Origin of the sequence: Sinimarinibacterium arenosum (assembly GCF_005047655.1) — a bacterium.
GTDB lineage: Bacteria > Pseudomonadota > Gammaproteobacteria > Nevskiales > Nevskiaceae > Solimonas.
In genome coordinates this window covers 518,707-542,659 of record NZ_SUKF01000003.1, presented here as the reverse complement: position 1 = coordinate 542,659, position 23,953 = coordinate 518,707, and the positions used below count along the sequence as shown (strand labels likewise).

Annotated in this window: 21 protein-coding genes; 9 read left to right on the top strand and 12 right to left on the bottom strand. The window is 61.3% G+C overall.

Translation table 11 applies throughout. The annotated features are described in order from the left end of the window. Window positions 1-63 precede the first annotated feature (63 nt). The 4 genes from aceB to E4T66_RS08850 all read right to left on the bottom strand — a co-directional run bounded on the left by aceB (window position 64) and on the right by E4T66_RS08850 (window position 4,040). Complete coding sequence (gene aceB, locus E4T66_RS08865; protein ID WP_136848641.1) at window positions 64-1,653, bottom strand: malate synthase A; 1,590 nt, start codon at window positions 1,651-1,653, stop codon at window positions 64-66. A gap of 123 nt (window positions 1,654-1,776) precedes the next feature. Further along, complete coding sequence (locus tag E4T66_RS08860) at window positions 1,777-2,838, bottom strand: CE1 family esterase (RefSeq protein WP_136848640.1); 1,062 nt, start codon at window positions 2,836-2,838, stop codon at window positions 1,777-1,779. Window positions 2,839-2,964: 126 nt separating this feature from the next. Next, the gene (gene rraA, locus E4T66_RS08855) at window positions 2,965-3,456 is read right to left on the bottom strand and encodes a ribonuclease E activity regulator RraA (RefSeq protein WP_136848639.1); all 492 of its coding nucleotides are present in this window, start codon (window positions 3,454-3,456) and stop codon (window positions 2,965-2,967) included. Next, window positions 3,453-4,040 (bottom strand): disulfide bond formation protein B, encoded by a 588-nt coding sequence (locus E4T66_RS08850; RefSeq protein ID WP_248679558.1) that lies wholly within the window; start codon window positions 4,038-4,040, stop codon window positions 3,453-3,455. Before E4T66_RS08850 ends, rraA begins: the two co-directional genes overlap by 4 nt. 114 nt (window positions 4,041-4,154) lie before the next feature. Here E4T66_RS08850 and E4T66_RS08845 point away from each other — a divergent pair, with 114 nt between their 5' ends. Beyond that, window positions 4,155-5,726 (top strand): inorganic phosphate transporter, encoded by a 1,572-nt coding sequence (locus E4T66_RS08845; protein WP_136848638.1) that lies wholly within the window; start codon window positions 4,155-4,157, stop codon window positions 5,724-5,726. 68 nt (window positions 5,727-5,794) lie between these two features. On the opposite strand, the gene E4T66_RS08840 is transcribed toward E4T66_RS08845, so the two are convergent. From E4T66_RS08840 to E4T66_RS08830, 3 genes are all read right to left on the bottom strand, one after another. Continuing rightward, window positions 5,795-7,315, bottom strand: a complete 1,521-nt coding sequence (locus tag E4T66_RS08840) for a fumarate hydratase (protein WP_136848637.1) — start codon at window positions 7,313-7,315, stop codon at window positions 5,795-5,797. A 272-nt stretch (window positions 7,316-7,587) separates the two neighbouring features. Continuing rightward, window positions 7,588-8,907: a sigma 54-interacting transcriptional regulator gene (locus E4T66_RS08835; protein WP_136848636.1), complete on the bottom strand. Its 1,320-nt coding sequence runs from the start codon at window positions 8,905-8,907 to the stop codon at window positions 7,588-7,590. Between the two features lie 130 nt (window positions 8,908-9,037). After that, the gene (locus tag E4T66_RS08830) at window positions 9,038-10,417 is read right to left on the bottom strand and encodes a class II fumarate hydratase (RefSeq protein ID WP_136848635.1); all 1,380 of its coding nucleotides are present in this window, start codon (window positions 10,415-10,417) and stop codon (window positions 9,038-9,040) included. 124 nt (window positions 10,418-10,541) lie between these two features. On the opposite strand from E4T66_RS08830, the gene purB reads away from it, so the two are divergent. From purB to E4T66_RS21695, 8 genes are all read left to right on the top strand, one after another. Then, entirely contained in the window at window positions 10,542-11,909 is a 1,368-nt protein-coding gene (purB, locus tag E4T66_RS08825) for an adenylosuccinate lyase (RefSeq protein ID WP_136848634.1), read from the top strand. 37 nt (window positions 11,910-11,946) lie between these two features. Continuing rightward, on the top strand, window positions 11,947-12,438 hold the full coding sequence (locus tag E4T66_RS08820) for a DUF7931 domain-containing protein (protein ID WP_136848633.1): 492 nt from the start codon (window positions 11,947-11,949) through the stop codon (window positions 12,436-12,438). A gap of 156 nt (window positions 12,439-12,594) precedes the next feature. Beyond that, window positions 12,595-13,140 carry a GspH/FimT family pseudopilin gene (locus tag E4T66_RS08815; RefSeq protein WP_169577553.1) on the top strand — a complete coding sequence of 182 codons (546 nt, stop codon included), beginning with the start codon at window positions 12,595-12,597 and terminating at the stop codon, window positions 13,138-13,140. Window position 13,141: 1 nt separating this feature from the next. After that, on the top strand, window positions 13,142-13,570 hold the full coding sequence (gene pilV, locus E4T66_RS08810; RefSeq protein WP_136848631.1) for a type IV pilus modification protein PilV: 429 nt from the start codon (window positions 13,142-13,144) through the stop codon (window positions 13,568-13,570). Then, window positions 13,570-14,655, top strand: coding sequence for a PilW family protein (locus tag E4T66_RS08805; RefSeq protein ID WP_136848630.1), 1,086 nt, complete (start codon window positions 13,570-13,572; stop codon window positions 14,653-14,655). The genes pilV and E4T66_RS08805 overlap by 1 nt, the downstream gene beginning before the upstream one ends. Next, on the top strand, window positions 14,655-15,221 hold the full coding sequence (locus E4T66_RS08800) for a pilus assembly PilX family protein (protein WP_136848629.1): 567 nt from the start codon (window positions 14,655-14,657) through the stop codon (window positions 15,219-15,221). The genes E4T66_RS08805 and E4T66_RS08800 overlap by 1 nt, the downstream gene beginning before the upstream one ends. 24 nt (window positions 15,222-15,245) lie before the next feature. Next, window positions 15,246-18,449, top strand: a complete 3,204-nt coding sequence (locus tag E4T66_RS08795; RefSeq protein WP_136848628.1) for a pilus assembly protein — start codon at window positions 15,246-15,248, stop codon at window positions 18,447-18,449. Window positions 18,450-18,469: 20 nt separating this feature from the next. Continuing rightward, window positions 18,470-18,856, top strand: coding sequence for a type IV pilin protein (locus E4T66_RS21695; RefSeq protein WP_136848627.1), 387 nt, complete (start codon window positions 18,470-18,472; stop codon window positions 18,854-18,856). Window positions 18,857-18,872: 16 nt separating this feature from the next. Here the strand turns inward: E4T66_RS21695 and E4T66_RS08785 are convergent, their stop codons facing one another. The 5 genes from E4T66_RS08785 to E4T66_RS08765 form a co-directional block, all read right to left on the bottom strand. After that, window positions 18,873-19,316 carry an acyl-CoA thioesterase gene (locus tag E4T66_RS08785; protein ID WP_169577552.1) on the bottom strand — a complete coding sequence of 148 codons (444 nt, stop codon included), beginning with the start codon at window positions 19,314-19,316 and terminating at the stop codon, window positions 18,873-18,875. Next, a complete protein-coding gene (locus E4T66_RS08780; protein ID WP_136848705.1) occupies window positions 19,313-19,546 on the bottom strand; it encodes a DUF1289 domain-containing protein in 234 nt (77 codons plus the stop codon). Before E4T66_RS08780 ends, E4T66_RS08785 begins: the two co-directional genes overlap by 4 nt. A 72-nt stretch (window positions 19,547-19,618) precedes the next feature. After that, window positions 19,619-20,827 carry an OmpA family protein gene (locus tag E4T66_RS21545; protein ID WP_211242825.1) on the bottom strand — a complete coding sequence of 403 codons (1,209 nt, stop codon included), beginning with the start codon at window positions 20,825-20,827 and terminating at the stop codon, window positions 19,619-19,621. A 104-nt stretch (window positions 20,828-20,931) separates the two neighbouring features. Further along, complete coding sequence (locus tag E4T66_RS08770; protein ID WP_136848625.1) at window positions 20,932-21,939, bottom strand: quinone-dependent dihydroorotate dehydrogenase; 1,008 nt, start codon at window positions 21,937-21,939, stop codon at window positions 20,932-20,934. A 5-nt stretch (window positions 21,940-21,944) separates the two neighbouring features. Continuing rightward, window positions 21,945-23,930 carry an AarF/UbiB family protein gene (locus E4T66_RS08765; RefSeq protein ID WP_136848624.1) on the bottom strand — a complete coding sequence of 662 codons (1,986 nt, stop codon included), beginning with the start codon at window positions 23,928-23,930 and terminating at the stop codon, window positions 21,945-21,947. Between the last annotated feature and the right edge of the window lie 23 nt (window positions 23,931-23,953).

Below are 23,953 nucleotides of genomic sequence, written 5' to 3'. Positions count from 1 at the left end.
GCCTCACAAATGATGAGGGCGCGGTAGCCGCGCCCTCATCCGGATCCGTCGTCCGCTTGCAGCCTAGTCGAGGTAAGCGTAGGCCGGCAAGGTCAGGAAGTCTGCGCAGCGCGTCGCAGTCGACATGCGCGCAAAGATACCTGCCGCTTCCGCGAAGCGGCCTGCATAAAAGCGCGCATCACCGAGTTCCTTGCGCACTGCCGCCAATTCTTCGTCGACGATCTGCAGCACCAGTTCACGCGTGACCTTGCGCTTGTCCTTCATCACCGCGCCGTGACGCAGCCACTGCCACAGCTGGGTGCGCGAAATTTCGGCGGTAGCGGCGTCTTCCATCAGGTTGTGCAGCGGCACGCAGCCGTTGCCGGAGATCCACGCCTCGATGTACTGGATGCCGACGTTGATGTTGTTGCGCAGCCCGCCTTCGGTGATGTCGCCCGTCGGCAGCTCCAGCAGATCGCTTGCCTTGATCTTGTAGCTCTGGCACAGATTGTCGAGCTGGTTCGGTCCCGGCATGTTCTGGTCGAACACCTCCATCGCGACGCTGACCAAGCCCGGATGCGCGACCCAGGTGCCGTCGTGGCCGTTGTTGACCTCGCGCAGCTTGTCGGCGCGGACCTTGTCGAATACCGCCTTGTTCTTGGCTTCGTCGCCCTTGATCGGGATGAACGCGGCCATGCCGCCCATCGCCATCGCGCCGCGCTTGTGGCAGGTCTGGCACAGCAGCTTGGAGTAGCTGTCCAGGAAGTGCCGGTCCATGCCGACGCTCTGGCGGTCCGGGATCATGCGGTCCGCATGGTTCCGGTAGGTCTTGATGAAGCTGAAGATGTAGTCCCAGCGACCACAGTTCAGTGCCACGATGTGGTTGCGCAGCTCGTACAGGATCTCTTCCATCTCGAACGCGGCCCAGATCGTCTCGATCAGCACCGTGGCCTTGATGGTCTTGCGCGGAATCTTCAGCAGATCCTGTGCGTCATTGAAGATGTTGTTCCACAGGCGCGCTTCGAGATGCGACTGCATCTTCGGAAGATAGAAGTACGGGCCGGTGCCCTTCTTCAGCTGCGTCTGCGCGTTGTGGAAGAAGAACAGCGCAAAGTCGACAATGCCGCCCGGAGCGGGCTTGCCGTCGATCAGGATGTGCTTTTCGTCCAGGTGCCAGCCGCGCGGACGCACGATCAGCGTGGCGATGTCCTTGTTCAGCGCGTACTTCTTGCCTTCCGGCGAGGTGAACGAGATCTTGCGATTGACGGCGTCGCGCAGATTGATCTGCCCCTCCATCATCAGGTCCCAGGTCGGGCTGGCCGAATCCTCGAAGTCCGCCATGAAGCACTTGGCGCCCGAGTTCAGCGCGTTGATCACCATCTTGCGGTCGACCGGACCGGTGATCTCGACGCGACGATCCTGCAGATCGGCCGGAATGCCGGCGACCTTCCACTTGCCGTCACGGACCTTCTTGGTTTCCTTGAGAAAGCCCAGCTTGAGCTTCTTGCTGTCGACCAGCGCCTGGCGCTGCTCGCGATAGGCCAGCAGCTTGTCGCGCGTCGGGCCGTGTTTACGGACCAGCTTGGCGACAAACTTGAGCGCCTCCGGGGTCAGAATCTTGTTGTAAGCCGGGCTCAATGCTCCGGTGATTTCGACGCCCTTGACTGCGCTCATTGCTGACCTCTCGATAACGATTGTGTGACGGGTACCGCGCGGCGCCGAACTATAGCCAAGCGACCCCGCAGGCGCAATGAAACTGCGGGATGCGCACCCCGGGGAATTGCAGTCTGCGCAAACTTAACGGGTGGCAGAAAGACGCAACAGATCGAAACCCTGGAGCGTCGCATCGAAATTCGCGGTACGCGGCCCCAGCAAACCCAGCATGCTGAGGTTCGTCGTTTCACCTTGCGGATGACCTGGCCACGTGTGCCCCCCTCCGTCGACCTTGACCAGCAGGTGTCGACTTCTGTCCCCGCAGACTCCACTGTCGAAAATCGTAACCAACAGTGGATCCTCCACCTTCGGCATCGCGGTACGCGTATCGTCAAGCGAGCAGCCACCTGCGTTGCGAAAAAGGCTGTGAACTTGCGGGATTGAAGCAGTCAAGCCCAACAATCCTTCATAAGGCGTAACGACATCCGCAGTGCCGTGGACGATCACGCTACTGACGGCGTGTGACGGCGCACACTCGCTGAATGCAGTATCGCTGATGTCGCCCGCAACAGCCTCGATTGCACTGGGCACGCCGCTACGACACGCGTAGTGGTAGGCCATGACAGCACCATTGGACAGTCCTGCGACATAGACCGGAATATCTCCGACACTGAACCGCTCACGCGCGTCGCTGACGACCGCGTCAAGGTAGTGAACGTACTGATCGACGGGATCGAACTGGGGGTTCACCGGCCAGCGCGAGGTCAGGCTGAGTCCAGGCGGCGACGGTGCCTGGGGCACGATGACCAGCACGCGACGTGCTTTGGCCAGCTCTGGCAGGCGTGCCACATTCGCAAAGGTGCCGGTGTTGGCGCCGAGATAATGCAGGGCCAGGTAAATGGCGTCGAACGAGCCATTTCCATGCAGTGCCAGATAGTCGCTGCTGAGTCCGGCCGCATTGACGGCATGCGTGCTGACCGTTACGCCATCGCAGGGAATGGGATTCGGTTGCAAAACAACCAATCCGTTATTGCCCTGCGGGCAGTATGCGCCCGACTTGGGGGCGCAATCGTCGCCTGAAGCGATCTTTGACGGATCGAATGACGCTGCGCAGGCGCTGGACGGGGCCGCTTGAGGCTGCTCCACCACCACGACATCAACCGTTTCCGGATCGGAGCCACAGCCCGCCAGCATGATGGCGAGCAATGCGGCACCCAGCACACGGCGAGGCATGCAAATGAGACTCATATGATTTCTCGAAACTAGGCGTGCCTGCTACCAGGCGTGCGAATGCTCAATATCCCAATGCGGCAGGAATACGCGCCGACGGCGTCAATCTCCCTGTGGATGAATCGCACTCTCGGAAACCACGATGCCATCGCCATCGGCATACAGCCACATGCCGGGCTCAAACGTCACGCCAGCAAAACTGACGACACGGTCGCGGCGCCCGGTATGCAGACCCTTCTCGGATTTGCGCGGATGAACAGCGATCGCCTTGATGCCAATTTCATGCTCGCTGAGCTCGTCGGAATCACGCACGCAGCCGTTGACGACAATGCCGGACCAGCCATTTTCGACGCCCAGCGCAGCGAGGTTGCCCCCGACCAGGGCACAGCGCAGGGAACCGCCGCCATCGACGACCAGCACCTTGCCGTCGCCCTTTTCTTCCAGCAACGCACGCACCATGGCGTTGTCCTCGAATACCTTGAGCGTCACGATCTGGCCGTGGAATGCGAGCAGGCCGCCAAAATCGCCGAAGACCGGGTCAGCGCACTGGGCTTCGGGGTGGCTGTCGGACAGGTCAGTGGTGGCAAAGCTCATCTGGATTTCCTCTCAAACGTCGTAGCAAGTATGGGGAGCAACAGCGAATACAGCACAAAACCGATAAAGGTGATCAAGGTCCACATCGGCAGCGACAGGCCCAGCCACTGGGCGTCGATCTTCGCGCAGTTGCCGTCGCCCTTGAACACCATCGTGACCACTTCCATCACGGGCAGCATGTCAAGCAGATAGTCCAAGGTCGGGCCGCACGCTGGAACCTGATCCGGCGGCAGCGACTGCAGCCAGACATGACGTCCGGCGATGATCGCACCGCCGAGTGATGTCAGCGCGGCCAACCCCGCGTAGACCCAGCGGCCGCCGGCTTTTGGTGCGTGTAATGCACCAAGCAGGAACGCCGTCGCAGCGCCAATCATGGCCATGCGCTGGAAAATGCACATCGGACAAGGTTCGTAGTCCCTGAAATACTGCAAATACAGCGCAAACGCCATGCCACCGACGCAGCCGATGAAACCCAGCAGGGAAAACTGGCGAAATGTAAGAGTCATGATGCCGGGGGAGCGGATGCAGGGAAGGCACGGATTATCGCGCAAACGTAGGTGTGTGCGTAGCCGCTGGCGAATCATCAGCGTTGCTCCCGCGCGTCAAACGGGACGTTCGTGAAACAATTAACCGCTGGCGGCATTCAAGGGCGCCGCAGAGCGCAACAACAAATACTTCAAAGAACCATCGACTTTCACATGAATGTTCCAGAGATCAAGGATTCCGCGTCGCCGTACGCGGCGGCGGTGAAACCGCTGAAGTTGGGCCTGTCCCTGTTGTTCATGGCCGCTGTGGCGGTCTTCACCGGAGTTCAGGCCAGCGGCTTAAGCATGACCATGGTGATCGCCGCCGTGTTCGGCGCCTACATGGCGATGAACATCGGCGCCAACGACGTTGCCAACAACGTGGGCCCCGCAGTCGGTGCGCGCGCGATCACACTTGCGCAGGCCATTGTCATCGCAGGCGTCTTCGAGGCGCTGGGTGCCCTGATTGCTGGCGGCGACGTCGTCGGCACCATCAAGAGCGGCATCATCGATCCGGCCCATGTTGGCAGTACCACAACGTTCGTGTGGTTGATGATGGCGGCTCTGTTGGCCGGAGCGCTCTGGCTCAATCTCGCGACCTGGGCCGGCGCGCCGGTATCGACGACTCATTCGATTGTGGGGGCGGTACTGGGTGCCGGCGTCGCCGCATCGGGTTGGGATGTCGCCAATTGGTCGAAGATGTCGCAGATCGTGGCGAGCTGGGTGGTTTCGCCGCTGTTCGGGGGCATCATCGCGGCGGCGATTCTCTACGCCATCAAGCGCTACATCGTGTATCAGGCTGATCTGATGGCGGCTGCGCGGCGCGTTGTGCCGATCCTGCTCGGGCTGATGGCCTGGGCGTTTGTGAGCTATCTGTTGCTGAAGGGGCTCAAGCATCTGTTCAGCGTCCCGTTCATGGCTGCTGTATTCGTCGGCGCCGGTGCCGGCACGGTGACCTACGTGGTCATGCTGCGTCGCTATGCCCAGCGCGAACATTTGCTTGGCAATGACCGCGAAAGTCTCAACCGGCTGTTCACCGTGCCTTTGATGTTCGCTGCCGCCCTGCTGAGTTTTGCCCACGGATCCAATGACGTGGCGAACGCAATCGGTCCGCTGGCAGCCATTCATGACACGCTCAGCACCGCGCACATCGGCACGTCGGCGCGCGTGCCGTTCTGGATCATGCTGATGGGGGCTTTGGGGCTTTCGATCGGACTGGCGCTGTACGGCCCCCGTGTCATACGGACTGTCGGCAGTGAGATCACTGAGATCGACCCGTTGCGGGCCTACTGCATTGCGATGTCGGCAGCGATCACGGTGATCATCGCATCCCAACTTGGCCTGCCGATCAGCACCACACATGTCGCGATTGGTGCGGTTTTTGGTGTCGGCTTTCTGCGGGAATATCTGAAGGCAAACTATGCTCGAATCCTGCTTGAGATTCGCGAACACCATCACGCGCAGGACGCCGGGCACGATGAAGTCGAAGCCTTTATCGAGCGCTTCGAGGCGGCGAGCATCGAAGACAAAGGGCGCATGCTCAAAGAGCTCAAGCAACGTACGAAAACCGGTGTTTCCGCCATTTCAAACCAGGAGCGCAAGCAACTGCGCAAGGTTCATCAGAAGAATCTGGTCAAGCGCTCGGTCGTGCTGCGCATCGTCGCAGCGTGGATCATCACCGTGCCCGCGTCGGCGCTGATGGCGGCTGTGATCTTCTTTACGATTCGCGGCGCACTGCTGCCCTAGCGCAACTCCAAAAAGAAAGCGCCCGGCCAGGGAGCCGGGCGCCCATTCAATCCAAACGCTGACTCCGGTCAGGCGCTAACGACCGGAATCTTGCCGATCTTGGCCTGCCAGGTCTTCGGCCCGGTCTGGTGTACGGACGTCCCCTGACTGTCGACCGCAACCGTCACCGGCATGTCGACGACGTCGAACTCGTAGATCGCTTCCATGCCCAGGTCCTCGAAGCCAACGACCTTGGCGCCCTTGATCGCCTTGGCGACCAGATACGCGGCGCCGCCGACCGCCATCAGATAGGCACTCTTGTGCTTCTGGATCGCCTCGATTGCCGCTGGACCGCGCTCGGCCTTGCCGACCATCGCAATCAGACCGGTCTGCGCCAGCATCGTCTCGGTGAACTTGTCCATGCGCGTCGCCGTGGTCGGGCCCGCCGGGCCAACGACCTCGTCGCGCACCGGATCGACCGGGCCGACGTAATAGATCACGCGGTTGGTGAAGTCGACCGGCAGTTTCTCGCCCTTGGCCAGCATGTCGGCAATGCGCTTGTGCGCGGCGTCGCGGCCGGTCAGCATCTTGCCGTTCAACAGCAGCGTCTGGCCGGGCTTCCATGATGCGACCTGCTCGGGCGTCAGCGTCGCCAGATCGACACGGGTTGAGGTCTCGGTGTTGGCCTGCCAGGTTACTTTTGGCCAGTCTTCGAGCTTCGGCGGCGGCAGATGCGCTGGGCCGTCCCCGTGCAGGTGGAAGTGCACATGACGGGTCGCCGCGCAGTTCGGGATCATCGCCACCGGCAGGTTGGCCGCGTGGGTCGGATAGTCCAACACCTTGACGTCGACGACCGTGGTCAGACCGCCGAGGCCCTGCGCGCCAATGCCCAGTGCGTTGACCTTTTCGTACAGTTCCAGACGTAGCTCTTCGGCCCGGTTGGCGGGGCCGCGCTTGATCAGATCGTGAATGTCCACCGGCGCCATCAGTGACTCCTTGGCCAGCAGCATCGCCTTCTCCGGCGTGCCGCCGATGCCGATCCCCAGGATGCCCGGTGGGCACCAGCCGGCACCCATGGTCGGCACGGTTTTCAGCACCCAGTCGACGATCGAGTCGGACGGGTTGAGCATGGCCATTTTGGACTTGGCTTCGGAGCCGCCGCCCTTGGCGGCGCAGATCACCTCGACGTCATCGCCGGCCACGATCTCGTAGTGGATCACCGCCGGGGTGTTGTCCTTGGTGTTCTTGCGCGCGCCCGCCGGATCGGCCAGCACCGAGGCGCGCAGCTTGTTGTTCTCGTCCATGTAGGCGCGGCGCACACCTTCATTGATCATGTCGGTGACGCTCATCGTGGCGTCCCAGCGCACATTCATGCCGACCTTCAGGAACACCGTGGCGATGCCGGTGTCCTGGCAGATCGGTCGACGGCCCTCGGCGCTCATGCGCGAATTCGTCAGGATCTGCGCAATCGCATCCTTGGCTGCCGGGTTCTGTTCCCGCTCGTAGGCTTCACCCAGTGCCTGGATGTAATCCAGCGGGTGATAGCAGCTGATGTACTGGAAGGCGTCGGCGATCGACTGGATGAAATCGTCCTGGCGGATGGTGGTCATGGCTCGGGAGTGTCCTGCGATGGAACATTTTTGGCGCGCGCATGCTACCGGACTTTGCCGCGTCAGTCCCCCTGCTCGCGCGCAGCCCGCCTTTCAATTCCTGCACGCAGGGTTTGCGCCGGACGTGCTTCCCTTCCCGTTTCCTGATCAGGGATTGTCGTACCCGCCGCTTGGCGCCACAGCTTCAACCCTGCCGGGAAGCGCGTGGATCTCGCTCAAGTTTCCAGGACTCTTTCAACGGGAGAAGCCTGCAATGCAGGCGAAGTTGCCGCTCAGCCGGTTGCGTAAAGGGTATGACTATGGTGCGACGACGGTTCCCAGAGTTCGATACCATGCGCAATCTGCTCTGACTGTAGCAATGCACCCGCCCCCATCGCGGCGCAGTCGACGAAGGCTGCTTCCAGCACGCGGACCAAAGCACGGATGTTGCCGTGCCAACGGCTTTGCCGCAGCAATGCCCAGCCCGATTCGCTGATGCCCTGCACCGGTTCCCAGGTGGTGCAGCGTGCAGACAGGCGCGCAAGGGTTGTGGCGACAACCGCGATCATGTCTTCCTCGCGGGTGTGCAGCTCCGGAACGACGACGGTCGACGCGCCCAGACGCGTGAATTCGTCAATATTGACCGAGCTCTGCAGCTGCTGCCAGCTGCGGTTGGTTGCAAACACGATCGCGCAATCCAGAGGCTGTTTGGCTGATGCGCCAAACGGCAGATACTGACCGCTGTCGAACGCCTCCATCAATACTTCCATCACCGGGCCGGTGATGCCGTGGCTCTCGTCGATGAAGCAGACCCCGTCGCGCGCGTGCGTAAATGCACCGGTGCGCGCCCCGGCACCGGGAAACGCTCCGGACACGTGCCCGCACAGCAGCGATTTGACCGCAGCTTTGTCACCGGTATTTTCAGCGGCGAGGTTGACGGAGACGAAACGTCCTCGCTTGCGCGACAGGAAGTAGTAATACGCCAGCGAAGTCTTGCCGCTGCCGGGGCCGCCCAGCAGGTAGGTGCGATGCACCCCGTTCTGGGCAAAGGCGCGGATACGTTCGACTGTCGAAACCAGCTGTGGGCTGAAGGTAAAGAAGTTGCGGAAGGCGGAATTGTCGACTTCGGCCGAAATCGGCATGCGGATCACATTGTTGTCTGCGCCAGCGCCAAGTCGATGCGGTAGCTCGGCCAGCACTGCTTCGGGGGTATCTCCCAGCATCAGGCGCATGCCACCGAGTTTGCCGTCGTTTGCCCGGCGGTCCAGCCACTGGCCAAGTTCCGCAAGTTGGCGCCCGTTGATGGCCACGATCAATGTGGTCGATCGGCCCGCACGTCGCGCATCCAGGACCGCGTCCGCCAGGGGGTCAAGTGCCGAGGGGTTGATCAGCAGACTCAGGATGAATTCTGCTGACGGCGCACGCATGTCGGCGCGCAGTTCCGATGCTCCGCGGATTTCATGCACCGTATTTTCCGGCAGCGCTGCAGATAGCGCGGCATCCAGGCGGGCGTCCTGAAGATGCGCAGCGGTGGTGTAGACCACGACATCGGCAGGATGCGCATGCAGCATCCGCGTGGCGGTGGCGGACCGCCGTACTCCGATTCCGAACATGCACCCGTCTCCTCACCTGCTAGATCGGATGAGGCTAGCCGTTGCCGGCAGTTTTTCATGTAGGAGACCGACGAAACGGTTTGTAACCCCGACCAGAGGTTTGCACTCAAAATCAGCTGGACTTGCGCCTTTACCGCGGACTTCGAGTCAATTTTTCCGGATTCAGCATACTCCGGAGCTCGGCCTTTCCAAGCGAAGTGCGCTCCGCTGCAACATCGAGCACGGGCCTGTTTTCGGCGTAGGCCTGCTTGGCAATCGCCGCGCCCTGTTCGTAGCCGATGACCGGATTGAGCGCCGTCACCAGAATCGGATTGAGCGACAGCGGACGCGCGAGGTTCTCGGCCCGGACCCGGAATCCGGCGATAGCCTTGTCCGCGAGCAGAATCGAAGCATTTGTCAGCAATTGCAGGCTCTGCAGTAGATTATGCGCAATGACTGGCAGCATGACGTTGAGCTGGAAATTGCCCGATTGGGCGGCGATGGCGATCGTCGCATCGTTGCCGATGACTTGGGCGGCGACCATGGCAACGGATTCCGGAATCACCGGATTGACCTTGCCCGGCATGATTGACGAGCCAGGCTGCAGCGCGGGCAATTCGATCTCGCCGAGCCCGGCCAGCGGTCCGGAATTCATCCAGCGCAGGTCATTCGCAATCTTCATCAGTGCACAGGCGAGCACCTTGAGCTGGCCTGACAGCTCGGCCGCCGTATCCTGGCTGGATAGCGCCTCGAACGCATTGGTCGCCGGGCTGAGCCTGAGACCGGTCCGACGCGACAGGTCGGTGGCGAATTTTCTGGAAAATCCGGCGGGAGCGTTGACGCCGGTGCCCACCGCGGTACCGCCCTGGGCCAGCTGGTGTAGACGCGGACGCACGGATTCGAGGCGGTCGATCGCCGTGCGGATTTGCGCCGCCCAGCCCGACAGTTCCTGATCAAAACGCAGCGGCATCGCGTCCATCAGGTGCGTGCGTCCGGTCTTGCAATGGCGCCGCAGACTGCGCCCCTTGCGTTCGATCGTGCCGGCCAGGTGTTTCAGCGCCGGCAGCAGATCGTGCTTCAGAGCCAGCGCCGCGGAAAGATGAATGGCAGTCGGTACCACGTCGTTCGATGACTGTGAGCAATTGACGTGATCGTTCGGGTGGATGCTCATTCCCGACGCCTTGCTCGCCAGATGTGCGAGCACCTCATTGGCGTTCATGTTGCTGGAGGTGCCCGAGCCGGTCTGGAACACGTCGACTGGGAATTGCGCGCTGTGTTGCCCCTCGGCGACTTCATTTGCGGCCGCAATGATCGCCGCTGCAATACGCGGATCAAGTCCGCCGAGTGCGGCATTGACCTGTGCGGCCGAGGCCTTGATCAGGGCGAGCGCGCGGATGAATCGGGTCGGCATGGGCAGACCCGAGACCGGAAAGTTCTCGATCGCCCGCTGAGTCTGCACGCCCCAAGCAGCAGATGAGGGCACACGAAGACTTCCCATACTGTCTTTTTCGACGCGATACCTGCTGGCCATCGGGGGTCCTCTCGCTGCAGTTTCATGGGATGGGTCGGCGTCGGATAAAATACGCGCTTTGCTCCCCTTCGGGCGCGGTATCGCCAACGATCTTGGCGCCGCTGCCCCACTATCGAACGACGCAATGAATCTGACCTCGCTTTCCGCAATCTCTCCTATCGACGGTCGCTACGCCGAAAAAACCGTGTCTTTGCGGCAGATCTTCAGCGAATACGGGCTGATGCGTTACCGCGTGCTGTCCGAAATCCGCTGGCTTGAGACCCTGGCCGCGACGCCGGCGGTGGCGGAAGTTGTGGCGCTGTCGCCGGCCGCCCGGGAAAAGCTGGACCGCATCGCCGAGCAGTTCGATCTTGAAGAGGCGCAGCGGGTCAAGGCGATCGAGGATACGACCAACCATGACGTCAAGGCGGTCGAGTACTACCTGAAGGAAAAGATCAGCTCCCATGCCGAGCTCAGCGGCATCAAGGAGTTCATCCATTTCGCCTGCACCTCAGAGGACATCAACAACCTCGCTCACGCGCTGATGCTGCGCGATGCCCGCGATCAGGTGCTGTTGCCGGTGATTGACAAGCTGATCAAGTCGATTGGCGTATTGGCTCACGCTTATGCCGAACAGCCGATGCTGTCGCGCACGCATGGTCAGCCGGCATCGCCGACGACGCTGGGCAAGGAAATGGCGGTGTTTGCACAGCGCCTGAAGCGGCAACGCGAACAGTTCGCCGCGGTGGAAGTGCTGGGCAAGATGAATGGTGCGGTTGGTAACTGGAACGCGCATTACGCCGCCTACCCCGACGTCGACTGGCCGAATGTCGCCAAATGCTTCCTCGACGATCTGGGCATCGGTCAGAGTCCCGCCACCACGCAGATCGAGCCGCACGACTACATCGCGGAATATTTCCACGCGCTGACGCGACTCAACACGATCCTGCTCGACTTTTGCCGCGACGTCTGGGGCTATATCTCGCTGGGCTACTTCAAGCAGCGCACCGTGGCCGGAGAAGTCGGCAGCTCGACGATGCCGCACAAGGTCAATCCGATCGACTTTGAAAACGGCGAAGGCAATCTGGGACTGGCCAATGCGATCATGCAGCACCTGGCCGAGAAGCTGCCGATGTCGCGTTGGCAGCGCGACCTGACTGACTCCACCGTCTTGCGCAATCTCGGTGTCGGTGCTGCGCACGCACTGGTCGCCTATCAGGCCATTGCCAAGGGCATCAGCAAGCTTGAGGCCGATGCCTGGCGCATGGGTCAGGATCTGGATGGCAACTGGGAGGTGCTGGGCGAAGCAATCCAGACCGTGATGCGCCGCTATGGCCTGCCGGAACCCTACGAGCAGCTCAAGCGTCTGACTCGCGGACAAAAAGTGGGACGTGACGCGATCCGTGAATTCGTACGCCAGTTGGAAATGCCCGAAGCCGAGAAGCAGCGTCTGCTGGAGATGACGCCTTCCAGCTATACCGGCAACGCTGTCGATCAAGCCAAGCTGGTCTGAGCGCGGTCACCACAACGAATCCAGGTCTGAAACCGCAATGACCGAGTCCAGTGAATCCGGCAGCGTGATTCAGGGTGCGGCGGCGTTTACCGAGCATTCGGAGCGTCTGGTGCGCGCGGCGCGCATGCGCGTCTGCCTGTTCTCCCAGACCCTGGATGCGCGCATCTATGGTGGCGAAGGATTCGCTGACGCGGTGCGCGAGTTTGTGTTGAAGCATGAGCGTACGCGCGTTCAGGTGCTGATTCAGCAGCCCGAGGTGACCGTTCGCAGTGCCAATCACTTGGTGGAACTTGGACGCCGCCTGTCCAGCCGGATCCAGTTCCGCCAGCCTTCCGATGAACATCGCAGGATCGCGAGCGAGTATCTGATCGGCGACGAGCGACAGGTTTTGTACAAGGAACGCGCCGATCAGCTGGATGCTGTCTGGCAACCCGAAGCGCCGCTGGAAGCTCGCCTGCGTCTGCGCGATTTTGACGCGATCTGGGAATATGCCGTGCCCGCACAGGAGTTGGGCGAGTTTCGACTCTGATTCCCGCACGGTCGGGAGTTGCCCGACCTGAGCGAATTGCGCGTACCTTCCATCGCGGTGTGACTGCCGCCCGCCAGCAGTCCCGGCACGCTCGTTAACGATTGATATACAAAATTGTGTATTGTTCGATCCCGGGGAATACGGGGAATCGTGACCGTGCACACAAGTTCAACTCCGAACCGCGCCTGTGGCGGCTTCACGGCACTCGAGCTGCTTGTCACCATTACGGTGGCGGCAATCGTGACAGCGTTCGCTGCCCCCGCACTGGGATCGTTCCTGACCGCCAACCGCATCGCGGCCGAAGCCAACGCCCTGGTCAGTGCTTTCAGTTTTGCGCGCAGCGAGGCCGTGACCCGTTCGAGCGCCATCAGCATGTGCCCTTACGGTCGGGACGCCAATGGTGTCTATGCCTGCGTCAATTCCACCTCGTGGTCAGGTGGCTGGATCGTCTTTACCGACGCGACCGGCACCAGCGGCACCTTCGACGGCACGGATGTCCTGCTGCGGGTTTTTCCCGGCATCAGCGGCACAGACACGTTGACCGCGACGGTTTCATCCCTGCGCTTCAGTACCGAGGGATTCCTCAATGCTGCTGCTGGCGCCAGCTTTGCGCTGGTGCCGGGGCACTGCAGCGGACTACAGCGCCGCGCGATCAGTTTGAGTCTGCAGGGGCGTGCGCACACTGCTCCGGAGGCCTGCTGAAATGGCGATGCGCCGACAGCAGGGATTCGGCATGGTCGAGGTGCTGGTCGCCACACTTCTGCTGTCCATCGGACTGCTGGGGCTCGCGTCGTTGCAGACCTACAGTATCCAGCGCAGCAACAGCTCCGCGCAGCGCGTTGCCGCCGTAGAACTGGGCTATGACCTGCTGGACCGTATGCGCGCCAATCGGGCGCAGGCGATCGCCGGGCGCTACGACGTTCAGATCGGCACCACCCCGACCGCTGGGGACCTCGCGACCACCGATGTGTCGCAGTGGAAAGCACGGCTTGCCGCTGCACTGCCCGATGGCGACGGGTCGGTCCTGGTGGAGGCGCAGATTGCCACGATTACGATCACCTGGACCGATACCGCGCGTGTGGACACCGGCAGCGGCAGCGCCGGTTCATTCAATCTACGGACGCAGCTGTGATGCGTCGCACCCATCGCCGTCAGGCAGGATTCACGCTGATCGAGATCATGATCTCGCTGGTCCTGGGACTGGTGCTGCTGGCGGGCCTTTTCAGTGTCTACCTTGCGACCAAACGCAGCTACACCATGGCGGAAGCCCTGGCCTCGCGGCAGGAAACGGTGCGCTATGTGTTCGCGCGCATGGCTGCGGATACGCGCATGGCCGGCTACCGCGGCTGTCTGCCCGACACCGGGGAAATTCGCAATACGGTGAACCCGGATCCCGCTGGTGGCGGGCGCACAGAATTTACGCATGGTAGCTATCTGTATCGGTTTGAACGCTATGTCGAAGGTTTCGATGGCAGCGGCGGCGCCTGGCAGCCGAGCCTGCCCGCAACCATCGCCAGCGCGGTTGCGGATACCGACGTCCTGACCATTCGCGCGGCGTTCGATCCGGACGTCTACGTCGTCAAGGAAATGCCGACGACTTCCGCCGACATCAAGACCAATCCATTGAACCCCGCGCCGTTTGCCAACGACGACATTCTTCTGATCACGGATTGCGGCGGCGCTGCGATTTTCCAGCTGACCAACTACAACCTTGCCAGTGGCAGCACGCCGAACGGAGTGCCGGCCAATTTCGGCAACATCGTGCACAACACCGGCGCCGGTGCACCCGGAAACTGGACCAAGGATCTCGGACGCAAATATCCGGTCGGTTCGCAGATTCTCAGAATCTCCACAGTTAGCTACTACATCCGCAACAGCGACAATGGCACTGGGCCGGCATTGTGGCGCGATGTCGACGGCACCGCGCAGGAAATTGCCGAAGGCGTCGAGAACATGCAGGTGCTGTACGGCGTCGACACCAACGCCGACCGGGTGCCGGATGTCTATCGCACCGCCGACACGTTTGCCGATACCGCGGCGTGGCGGCAGGTCGTGACGGCGCGCATCGCCCTGCTGATCGCGGGGACGCGCGACTACGCCGCGGAATCCGATAACCGCACATTCACACTGCTGGGCGTCACGGTGGGGCCGTTCAGCGACCGCCGCCTGCGCCGCGTCGTCGAATACACGTTCTCGTTGAGGAACCGCCTGCCGTGATGCGCGAACCGATATTGAGCTACGCCTCGCGGCAGCGGGGGGTCATTCTGATCGTCGGCCTGATCGTGCTGCTGGTGCTGACCCTGCTGGCGCTTGGCTCCATGCGCTCGACGACGCTCGAAGAGCGGATGACCAATAACACCCAGGACGCGCAGATCGCGTTCCAGGTTGCCGAAGCAGCGCTGCGCGAAGGAGAGTTGCTGGTCCAGCAGCCCACCCTGCCCGCCTTCACCAACAGCAATGGCTTGTATACCTACGACGGTCCGGATCCCGAGAGTCCCGGAACGAGCTACGTGCCGCTGTGGGAGCGCGGGAGTACACAGTGGCGAGATGCGACAGTCACCGATGATGCGCCGCCCGAGCCGATTGGCAGTGCGCGCGGACAATTCATCATCGAGCAAATGCTGGTGCAGGAGGAACTTTCACCCGGTGAGAGCCTGAGTTCCGACCGTGCAGCTGAAACCAGCGAGCGCGTGATCTTTCGAGTGACTGCCAGGGCCTGGGGCGCGACCGGTGCGAACAACCCGTCGCCGATGGTGATTCTGCAGTCGACGTTCAAGCGTTGACGCGCCGGCCGAGGACGTACTGACATGCATAGATGTTCGCTTCGCCTGATCCAGCAGATACTCGGTGCCGGCATGCTTTCGCTGGTCGGCCCCGCGTATGCGGCCCTTACCCTTTCGGAGCAGCCCCTGTTCCTGTCAACCGGCGTGACGCCGAACATCATGCTGCTGTTCGACAACTCCGGCAGCATGCGCAACATGATCTGGGACGATGGCTACGATCCGGCCACGACCTACCCTGACTGGAGTCAGAGTTGTGGAAACGGCAGCAGTGCGTGCTGGTCCTCCGATAGCACCAGCATCACTCCGCAAAACTTTGCGCGCGGCAACTGCAGCTATGGTTGGACCCAGGGGCGCAAGGAGTCACATTTCAGCTCTACGCGAAAATGTCTAAAGCTGCCGGCGCCGCTGGGCAATGACACGCGGTACTACGGAAATTATCTGAACTACCTGTTCGAGACCTACAACAACAATACCAATCTCACCGTTGCGGGAACGATTCCACAGGAAACGCGCATCGAGTCTGCGCGTTCAGTGGCGACCACTCTGGTCACGGACAATAGTTCTCTGCGCTGGGGTTTGAGCCGGTTCAACGATCCGACCTGGCAATTTGATCGCAGAGGAAATCTGATCGGTGGCGATGGCGCTCCGGGCGGAACGGTGCTTCGCAGCTGTGGTAGCAGTACCGCCGATATGATCGGCGACATCGCGGGGATCCAGCCCGACACCAACACGCCACTGGCTGAGACCTATTACGAGATCACGCGCTATTTCCGCGGATTGAGTTCCTACTTCAACAACGGCACCTATACCAGCCCGATTCAGTATCGCTGTCAGAAGAACTTCGTTCTTGTCGTGACCGACGGATTTCCGACCTGGGACAACCAGTTCCCGAATAACGACCCGGACGATGCGGCCGATGCCGCACACAGTCTGCCGAACTGGGACAACCGCGCACCGACCACGACTTCCGGCGATTTCCCGTTTTTCCCACAGTACTCCGATGGATTCCACGGCCAGAACGGAAGCAGTCTGTCGGACGAGGGATACACCCTGTATTTGGACGATTTGGCCAAATTCGCCTACGACACCGATATGGTCAAGACCGGCACTGACGCGACCGGTGTCAGCTTCAATGATCCGAGCTTCAAGTTCCAGCGTCTGGAAACCTATGCGATTGGCTTTGCGATCAACAACCAGATGCTGATTGATGCCGCCGCGTATGGTCATGGCAAGTCGTATACGGCTACCAATACGGCGCAGCTGCAAAACGCCATGCAAAGCGCGCTGACCGAAATCGCATCGCGCACGAGCGCCGCTGCCTCGGTTGCGACCAATTCGACCCGCTTGACGGTTGACACCGCGATTTATCAGGCGCGCTTCATTACCGCCGACTGGAGCGGACAGCTGCTAGCACTCCGGGTCAATCTGGATGGCACGATCGGACAGGTTGTGTGGGACGCGGCCCAACACATCCCGGCGTACAGCAGTCGCGAGATCTTTACGTACGATCCGACCGCCAATGTCAATAATCGCGGCAAGACGTTTCAGTGGAACCAGCTGAACAGCAGTCAGAAGACCTACCTCAATACCGACAGCAATGGCACCGCAGATGGAGCGGGCTCCTCTCGCGTGGACTATCTTCGTGGAAGCCGCAGCAACGAAGGCAGCAGCGCCGGCCAGTTCCGTGTGCGAGGCAACTCCGTACTCGGAGACATTGTCAATTCAGATCCAGCCTACGTCGGCCCGGTCGATTACGGATTTTCCGCCCTGCCTGGAACCGAAGGAACGGCGTACACAAGCTTCCTCAGCAGCAATGCTTACCAGGCCCGTCCTTCTGTGGTGTACGTCGGTGCAAACGATGGCATGTTGCATGGCTTTCGCGCCAGCGATGGCGTGGAGCTGATGGCCTATGTTCCGAATGCAGTCTTTCCACGGCTCAGCCAGCTGACGGGTCAGAACTACAACAGTTCGCATCACTATCTTGTCGATGGCCCGGCGAAGGTGGTCGACGCCTATCTGGGCAACCAGTGGACCAGTGTGTTGGTGGGAGGGCTGGGCGGTGGCGGCAAGTCAGTCTTCGCCCTCGATGTGGGCGATCCCGACAGTTTCAGCACCAGCGACGTGCTGTGGGAATTCTCCAGCGCCGACGATGCCGATATGGGCTATTCCTATCCGCAGCCGACAATCGCGCGCATGCACAACGGCAAGTGGGTTGCCATCGTCGCCAACGGCTACAACAGCACCAACGAAAAGGCTGTGCTGTATGTGCTGGATCTGGAGGATGGCAGCATCATCAGAAAGTTCGATACGCATGTTGCCGGCAACAACGGCATGTCGTCACCGGTGCCTGTGGATGTCGATGGCGATCGCATCACTGACCTGATCTATGCCGGCGACCTTCAGGGCAATCTCTGGAAGATCGATGTGCGTGATGCCAGCTCCAGCAATTGGGGCTTTGCTTACGGCACAACGGCGTCACCCGACCCGCTTTACCGCGCCTGCTCAGCGGTGACGTGCACCGCCGCAAATATGCAGTCGATTACTGCGCGCCCTGAAGTTGGGATCAATCCGACGGGTGGATACATTGTCTACTTCGGTACCGGACGTTACTTTGCTGCGCTGGACAATGTTGCCGGAGGCAACACCAACAGCTTCTACGCGATCTACGACACGGACAACGGAAGTTCACCGCCAGGCGATCGCGACGACTTGCTGCAGCAAACCGTCATTGCAGAGCAGAACGTTACAGTGGATGGGGTCAGTGAGCGTGTTCGAGCGACCAGCAACAACGCTCTGACGGCAGGCGCGCAGGGTTGGTACCTGGATCTTCCGGCCAGCGGTGAGCGCCAGGTCAGTACTCCGATTCTGCGCGGGGGATCGGTCATTTTCACGACGCTGATTCCAAATACCGATGCCTGCGGATTTGGGGGGGACAGCTATCTCATGGAGCTGGATGCAGTGACGGGTTCGCGTCTGAGCACCACGCCGTTCGATGTCAACCACGACACCGCCTTCAACGAGAGTGACTACATCACGGTCGACGGTGTGGCGATTCCGGTCAGTGGCCGCCGCTCCAAAGAAGGCATCATCAAGACACCGGCGATCATTTCGGCGGGGGCCTTCGAAGTCAAACTTGCCAGCGGAACCACCGGGGGCATCGATGTGACTTACGAGCCTCCGGCTGGGGTCGATGCCGGTGGACGCCTATCGTGGAGGCAGGTGCAGTGATCACCGCTACACGCGGCGGCATGCGATCTCGAGCAAGCGGCTTCACGCTGATCGAGCTGATGGTCGTCGTGGTGATTGTCGCGATTCTGGCGGCCATTGCACTGCCGAGCTACCAGAACAGCGTCCGCAAGACACGCCGCGCGGATGCCAAGACCGCGCTGACATCGATGGCGCAGACGCTGGAGCGCTGCCTGACGCAGTTCGGCAGCTACAGCAGCGCGAACTGCAGCATCACTTCACCGTACGACAGTGATCATGGGTACTACAGCGTTGCGGTGACTCGCGCCGCAACGACTTTCTCACTGACCGCGACAGCACAGGGCGCGCAGGCCAACGACACCCAGTGCGCCAGCTTTACCCTGGATCATCTCGGCGCTCAGACAGCGACATCGTCAAACTGCTGGTAGCGTGCCGCGACAGAACTCAGCCCTCGTCTGGCGGGATCTTTTCGCGGGCGCGAATCAGTGCGCGCACATCATCGGGGATCGGTGCGGTCTTCTGCTCGCGGTAGTTGAACCAGACCAGTACGCCCCGCGTGACGGCGACCAGACGTTCTCCATCGAACATCGCGGACTGCGTGTCCATGCTGCTGCGCCCGAGACGGCTGATGCGAAAGCCGATACGCAACCGCGCCGGATGATGCAGCTGCGCGATGAAATCGCAGCCGATATGCGCCAGGATGAAGCCCTTGGACTGCCAGAATTCCGGATCACCGTGCATCAGCTCGCCGAAGTAATCCAGCCGTGCCGATTCATCGAAGGTAAAGAACCTCGCGTTGTTGACGTGGCCAAGCGAGTCAAGATCGGACCACCGCGTTGCGATGTCGAAAAAGTAACCAAAATCGTCTGCAGATGCCGGGGGGTTCATGCACGGTCCGGTTGATTCGATGAAGTAATGTGGCGCAGGCGTCGCTCTGCAAGGATACGGATTTCCAATCGACGCGCCGCCTGCGCTTGCGACCATTGGGTGATTTCGTCAATCGTGCGCCCACAACCGCTGCAGATCCCCGCATCGTCCAGCGCACAGACGCTGATGCAGGGAGACTCGACTTCGGCAGAAGCAGAAGCAGTAGCAGCGGGTAACGTGCGTGCGCGAATCAAGATGCAGATCCAAAAACAAAACCGCGGCCATCATACGATGACCGCGGTTGTGAACGGCGAGCTGATGCGTCAGTCGACGATCAGATTGAACTCGACGCGACGATTTTCAGCGCGGCCTTCCGGGGTGTCGTTCGACGCCACTGGCTGGGTTTCACCGTAGCCGGTCGCTTCGATGCGCGACCCATCTACACCGTGCGAAATCAGATACTGCTTCACTGACTCGGCGCGCTGCTCGGACAACGCCTGATTGTAGGTGTCGTTGCCGACGTTGTCGGTATGCCCGCCGATGGCGACGCGCACGTTCATCTGGTTGCGCAGCGAGGCAGCGGCGTCATCCAGAATGCCTGTCGCTTCCTGAGTCAGCACCGCGGAATCGTTCTCGAAGTTGACGCCACGCAGCACCAAGCTCTGCGTGATCACGCAACCCACGGCGTCAACCTGGGTTCCGATCTGGGTATCCGGGCACTGGTCGATCTCGTTCGGCACGCCGTCACCGTCAGCGTCGGTGCCCATGTCGACCGGGCAGCCACGGCCATCAACCGCCGTGCCTTCCGGCGTTGCCGGGCACTGGTCAAGGCCATCGAGTACGCCATCGCGGTCGGTATCGGTGCCGCAATCACTGCGGCCAGTGACTGGATCCACCACAGCCAGTTCGCAGGTCTGCGACGACTCGACGACCGGCGACGACGGCTTGAACAGCATCGTCAACGGCAGCTGCAGTCCGAGGCTGACGCGATAGTCGACCAGGTAATCCTCACCCGGCACCGACTCGTCATTCATCTGTCCGAGCACGCGGCCTTCAAGGCGCGCTGCAAGGTTGTACCAAGGCAGCGGAATCAGCGCGCCGACGCCCACATTGGCGCCGAAGAATTCGCTCTTGTTGCCGCGAACGTCGTCCTGCACTGCACCGAGACCGGCCAGCACAAACGGCTTGAACTGGCCACTGACATCATTGCCCGTACCCCAGCCGTAGTTACCGAGGTCATAGACCAAATCCAGCATCAGGCCTGACTGGTAGTCGTCCTTGCCGTCGATGTCGCGCTGACGGCTCAGGGTGTGGAACGTCAGTTCCGCGGCAAGGTTCTGATAACCGTAGGCCGCCAACGGCCAGCCGACATTCAGGCCGAAGCCATTGCCGCTGTCCGAATCGCGCGAGCTGTCGGGAATCTCATAGATATAGCTTGCACCGACGTACGGATATGCATTGTCGTCGGTGGAAACCGCTTGGGCACTGCCGGCCCATACCGTGGCGATAGCCATCGCCGAAATCAGCTTCATGCGCATGTGTCGTGTCCCCCAAGACAGACTTAAGGTGTTATGTCGCGGCCGACTGTACTGGATTCACTGTTACAGCATCAACCGCAGTAGGTTGTATTTTCCTATCAGCCGATTGCTCGCCCGATTTCGGCGATCAATGCCGGACCGCGATAGATGAATCCGGTATAGATCTGCAGCAGGTCTGCACCTGCTGCGCGCTTGGCGCGTGCATCGTCGCCGCTGACGATACCGCCGACGCCGATCAGCGGGTAGCCTGAGCCCATGCGCTGGCGCAAACCCGCCAACGTGGCGTCAGCCAGTGCACGCAGCGGCGCGCCAGACAGCCCCCCGGTTTCCTGTGCCAGCGGCTCCTCCTCCAGTCCGGGGCGACTGATCGTCGTATTGGTCGCAATCAGGCCCTCGATGTGGGCGTCACACACGGCCTGGGCGATGCCATCGAGCTGTGCGTCTGACACATCCGGGGCAATTTTCAGCAGCATCGGCGTGTGCTTGCCGTAACGCTGGGCAAGTTCGCGACGTTCGGCATCCAGCGCACCGAGAAGCTCTCGCAACCTCCCCTCATCCTGCAAATCGCGCAGATTGCGCGTATTCGGGGAGGAAACATTGACCGTCACATAGGATGCGCGCGCATACACTTTGCGCAGGCATTGCAGGTAGTCGTCTGGTGCGCGGTCGATCGGAGTGTCGAAGTTCTTGCCGATATTGATGCCCAGTACACCGCGATAGCCGGATTTTTCGACTTGCTGCAGCAGATGGTCGACGCCTTTGTTGTTGAATCCCAGGCGATTGATGATCGCCTGCTGCGACGGTATCCGGAACATTCGTGGCTTCGGATTGCCGGGCTGTGGCCGTGGCGTGACCGTGCCGACTTCGACGAAACCGAATCCCAGCGCCTGCCAGGCCTGCAGGCATTCGCCGTTCTTGTCGAGCCCCGCCGCCAGCCCGATGCGGTTGGGAAATTCGACGCCAAACAGGCATACCGGATCAGGTGGAACGGTGCTGCGAAACGGCGCTGTGCTCAGATGCGGCAGGCGCTTGAACAGCCCGAGGGTCAATTCATGCGCATGTTCCGCGTCGAGGCGAAACAGCAGGTTGCGTGCTAGCGCGTACATCTGTCTCAATGCTCCAACTGGGCGCGCGGTGGCGCGATGCGTTCGCGCAGCAGCCGTGGAATCGGCAGGCTTCGGGCCAGACGGCTCCGCAGTCCGTCGACCTCTTCAAACAGTTTGTCCTGGGCCAGCGTCGCCGGCAGTCGCACCACGCCGCGCAGCAGGTCCAGCAGCAGGCGGCTGCGAGGATCATTTTCGTACAGTGATCCGAAGCTGCCAGCGGCCGCGAACAGCGCGCGCGACAGATGCAGGTAGTCGCGCCGCAGCACCAGACCGGCCTGCTGTGTGTTCGACATCAGATGCAGCACGCTCTGACCGCGGCGATGCAGACCTTCAAATCCGCCACGGCGCAGCTCAAAGGCGAATCCCATCCGCGTCAGCGGCGTAATGCCCTTCTTGTTCAGGGTTTCGTCGAGCAGCGCCTTGATTTCGGCCTGCCGCGCCGGGCCGGCGTCCGGCTCGGTACTCATGCGCAGCAGCGCATCGGACAGCTGGGCGGTATCTGCGGTGATTGCGGCCGCCAGATAGTCCCAGATCAGGTTCCACTTGCCGTCGAGTCCGACGACGTTGCCCCAGTCAATCAGGTGCAAGGTGCCATCGGAGCCAACCATCACATTGCCGGGATGCAGATCGCCATGCATCTCGTGATGGACGAACACGTGATACAGCAAGGTGTACAGCAGCCGTTCCGAAACCTGGCGCTGGAACCGCCGCCGCTCCGAGCGCGGCATTCGCCGCAGGCCGCGGGTCAGGCTGGTGGCATCCGCCAGATATTCCATTTCGATGATGCGGCGCGAGTGACCGTAGAGTTCCGGCACGCGCCACATCTGCGACTTCAGGCTGCGCCGGTAGAAACGCAGGTGATTGGCCGCCTCCGCATCGAAGTCCAGTTCCTCGACGAAACCGGCCACAAACTCGTCGACCTGCGCCTGCATCGCACGCAGGAACGGCGCCAGCTTGGAGTGCGGTGCCCAGTACTGGGAGGACATAATCGCCAGTCCCAGCACCAGCTTGCCGATTGCAAACTCGCGATCGATGTTCTGACGCCCGACCTTGATCACGACGGCGCGCAGCACTTCACGCCCGTCCTCGATAAACGGCTTCTTGGCGTAGTAGACGGATCCCACCGAACCCGATTTCACCGGGCGTGCGGGGTCGAAATCCAGATACAGCTTGTGCGGTGGCTTGCCATAGCACTCGATGAAGGCCTGAACGACCTCCTCTTCGGTCATCGGCTCGACGTCTTCATGAAACACCGCCAGCTCGCGTGCGATTTCGTCGGGCAGGAAGTCAGCATTGGCGGCGGCCACCTGCGCCATCTTGACGAAGAACGGGCCAAATTCCCGCACCATTGCCGCGACGATCTGCGCCTGCGCCTTGAAGTCCTTGGGGTCGACCTGGAAGAACGGCTTGATGTGGCGCAGCGCCTTGATCTGACGGCGGATGATCACGATGTCCTGACGCACTGTGGCCGCCCGGCGCAGGATTTCCTGCATCTGCCACTGATTGAAGCGGCGTCCGGCCTTGAGAATATTGATCGTCTCGACCAGCAATGGCTCATAGGTCGCGATGACCAGCCGGACCATGTCCAGAGTCAGCTCGCCAAGGCCCTTGATCTCAGGCGACGAAAACAGTTCATTGAAGAACTGCCAGAACTCCTGCACCAACTGCTCGGGGACCTGAACCGGCGAACGTGCAACCGCCTGCTCGACCACAAACCGGATCAGTTCTTCAGTCGACTGTTCATTGGGAATCAGCTTGCGGGCGCGCAGATACCCGGTCAGACGCTCGGTCTGGTGCAGCAGCGGATGTTTATAGAGCCCCGTAAATGCGGTGTCGATCGCCTGGTTGAGCGCTTCCCGTGTAACGTCCTGATCGGATGCCAGCAGCCGCAGCAGTGGCGCAAAGCCGCGCGACACCGCGTAGGTCGACACGGTCAGTGCGCCTAGTTCCCTGAGCAGTCCGGGGGGCGCTGCATCGGCCTTGTTTGCCATGGTCGCTGCGATCGGGGCGCGTG

What these genes read in the sequence shown, in the direction of transcription:
- aceB (WP_136848641.1), bottom strand. Translation starts at nt 1,653, where the DNA reads ATGAGCGCAGTCAAGGGCGTCGAAATCACCGGAGCATTGAGCCCGGCT.
- rraA (WP_136848639.1), bottom strand. Translation starts at nt 3,456, where the DNA reads ATGAGCTTTGCCACCACTGACCTGTCCGACAGCCACCCCGAAGCCCAG.
- E4T66_RS08850 (WP_248679558.1), bottom strand. Translation starts at nt 4,040, where the DNA reads ATGATTCGCCAGCGGCTACGCACACACCTACGTTTGCGCGATAATCCG.
- E4T66_RS08845 (WP_136848638.1), top strand. Translation starts at nt 4,155, where the DNA reads ATGAATGTTCCAGAGATCAAGGATTCCGCGTCGCCGTACGCGGCGGCG.
- E4T66_RS08840 (WP_136848637.1), bottom strand. Translation starts at nt 7,315, where the DNA reads ATGACCACCATCCGCCAGGACGATTTCATCCAGTCGATCGCCGACGCC.
- E4T66_RS08835 (WP_136848636.1), bottom strand. Translation starts at nt 8,907, where the DNA reads ATGTTCGGAATCGGAGTACGGCGGTCCGCCACCGCCACGCGGATGCTG.
- E4T66_RS08830 (WP_136848635.1), bottom strand. Translation starts at nt 10,417, where the DNA reads ATGGCCAGCAGGTATCGCGTCGAAAAAGACAGTATGGGAAGTCTTCGT.
- purB (WP_136848634.1), top strand. Translation starts at nt 10,542, where the DNA reads ATGAATCTGACCTCGCTTTCCGCAATCTCTCCTATCGACGGTCGCTAC.
- E4T66_RS08820 (WP_136848633.1), top strand. Translation starts at nt 11,947, where the DNA reads ATGACCGAGTCCAGTGAATCCGGCAGCGTGATTCAGGGTGCGGCGGCG.
- pilV (WP_136848631.1), top strand. Translation starts at nt 13,142, where the DNA reads ATGGCGATGCGCCGACAGCAGGGATTCGGCATGGTCGAGGTGCTGGTC.
- E4T66_RS08805 (WP_136848630.1), top strand. Translation starts at nt 13,570, where the DNA reads ATGCGTCGCACCCATCGCCGTCAGGCAGGATTCACGCTGATCGAGATC.
- E4T66_RS08800 (WP_136848629.1), top strand. Translation starts at nt 14,655, where the DNA reads ATGCGCGAACCGATATTGAGCTACGCCTCGCGGCAGCGGGGGGTCATT.
- E4T66_RS08795 (WP_136848628.1), top strand. Translation starts at nt 15,246, where the DNA reads ATGCATAGATGTTCGCTTCGCCTGATCCAGCAGATACTCGGTGCCGGC.
- E4T66_RS21695 (WP_136848627.1), top strand. Translation starts at nt 18,470, where the DNA reads ATGCGATCTCGAGCAAGCGGCTTCACGCTGATCGAGCTGATGGTCGTC.
- E4T66_RS08785 (WP_169577552.1), bottom strand. Translation starts at nt 19,316, where the DNA reads ATGAACCCCCCGGCATCTGCAGACGATTTTGGTTACTTTTTCGACATC.
- E4T66_RS21545 (WP_211242825.1), bottom strand. Translation starts at nt 20,827, where the DNA reads ATGAAGCTGATTTCGGCGATGGCTATCGCCACGGTATGGGCCGGCAGT.
- E4T66_RS08770 (WP_136848625.1), bottom strand. Translation starts at nt 21,939, where the DNA reads ATGTACGCGCTAGCACGCAACCTGCTGTTTCGCCTCGACGCGGAACAT.
- E4T66_RS08765 (WP_136848624.1), bottom strand. Translation starts at nt 23,930, where the DNA reads ATGGCAAACAAGGCCGATGCAGCGCCCCCCGGACTGCTCAGGGAACTA.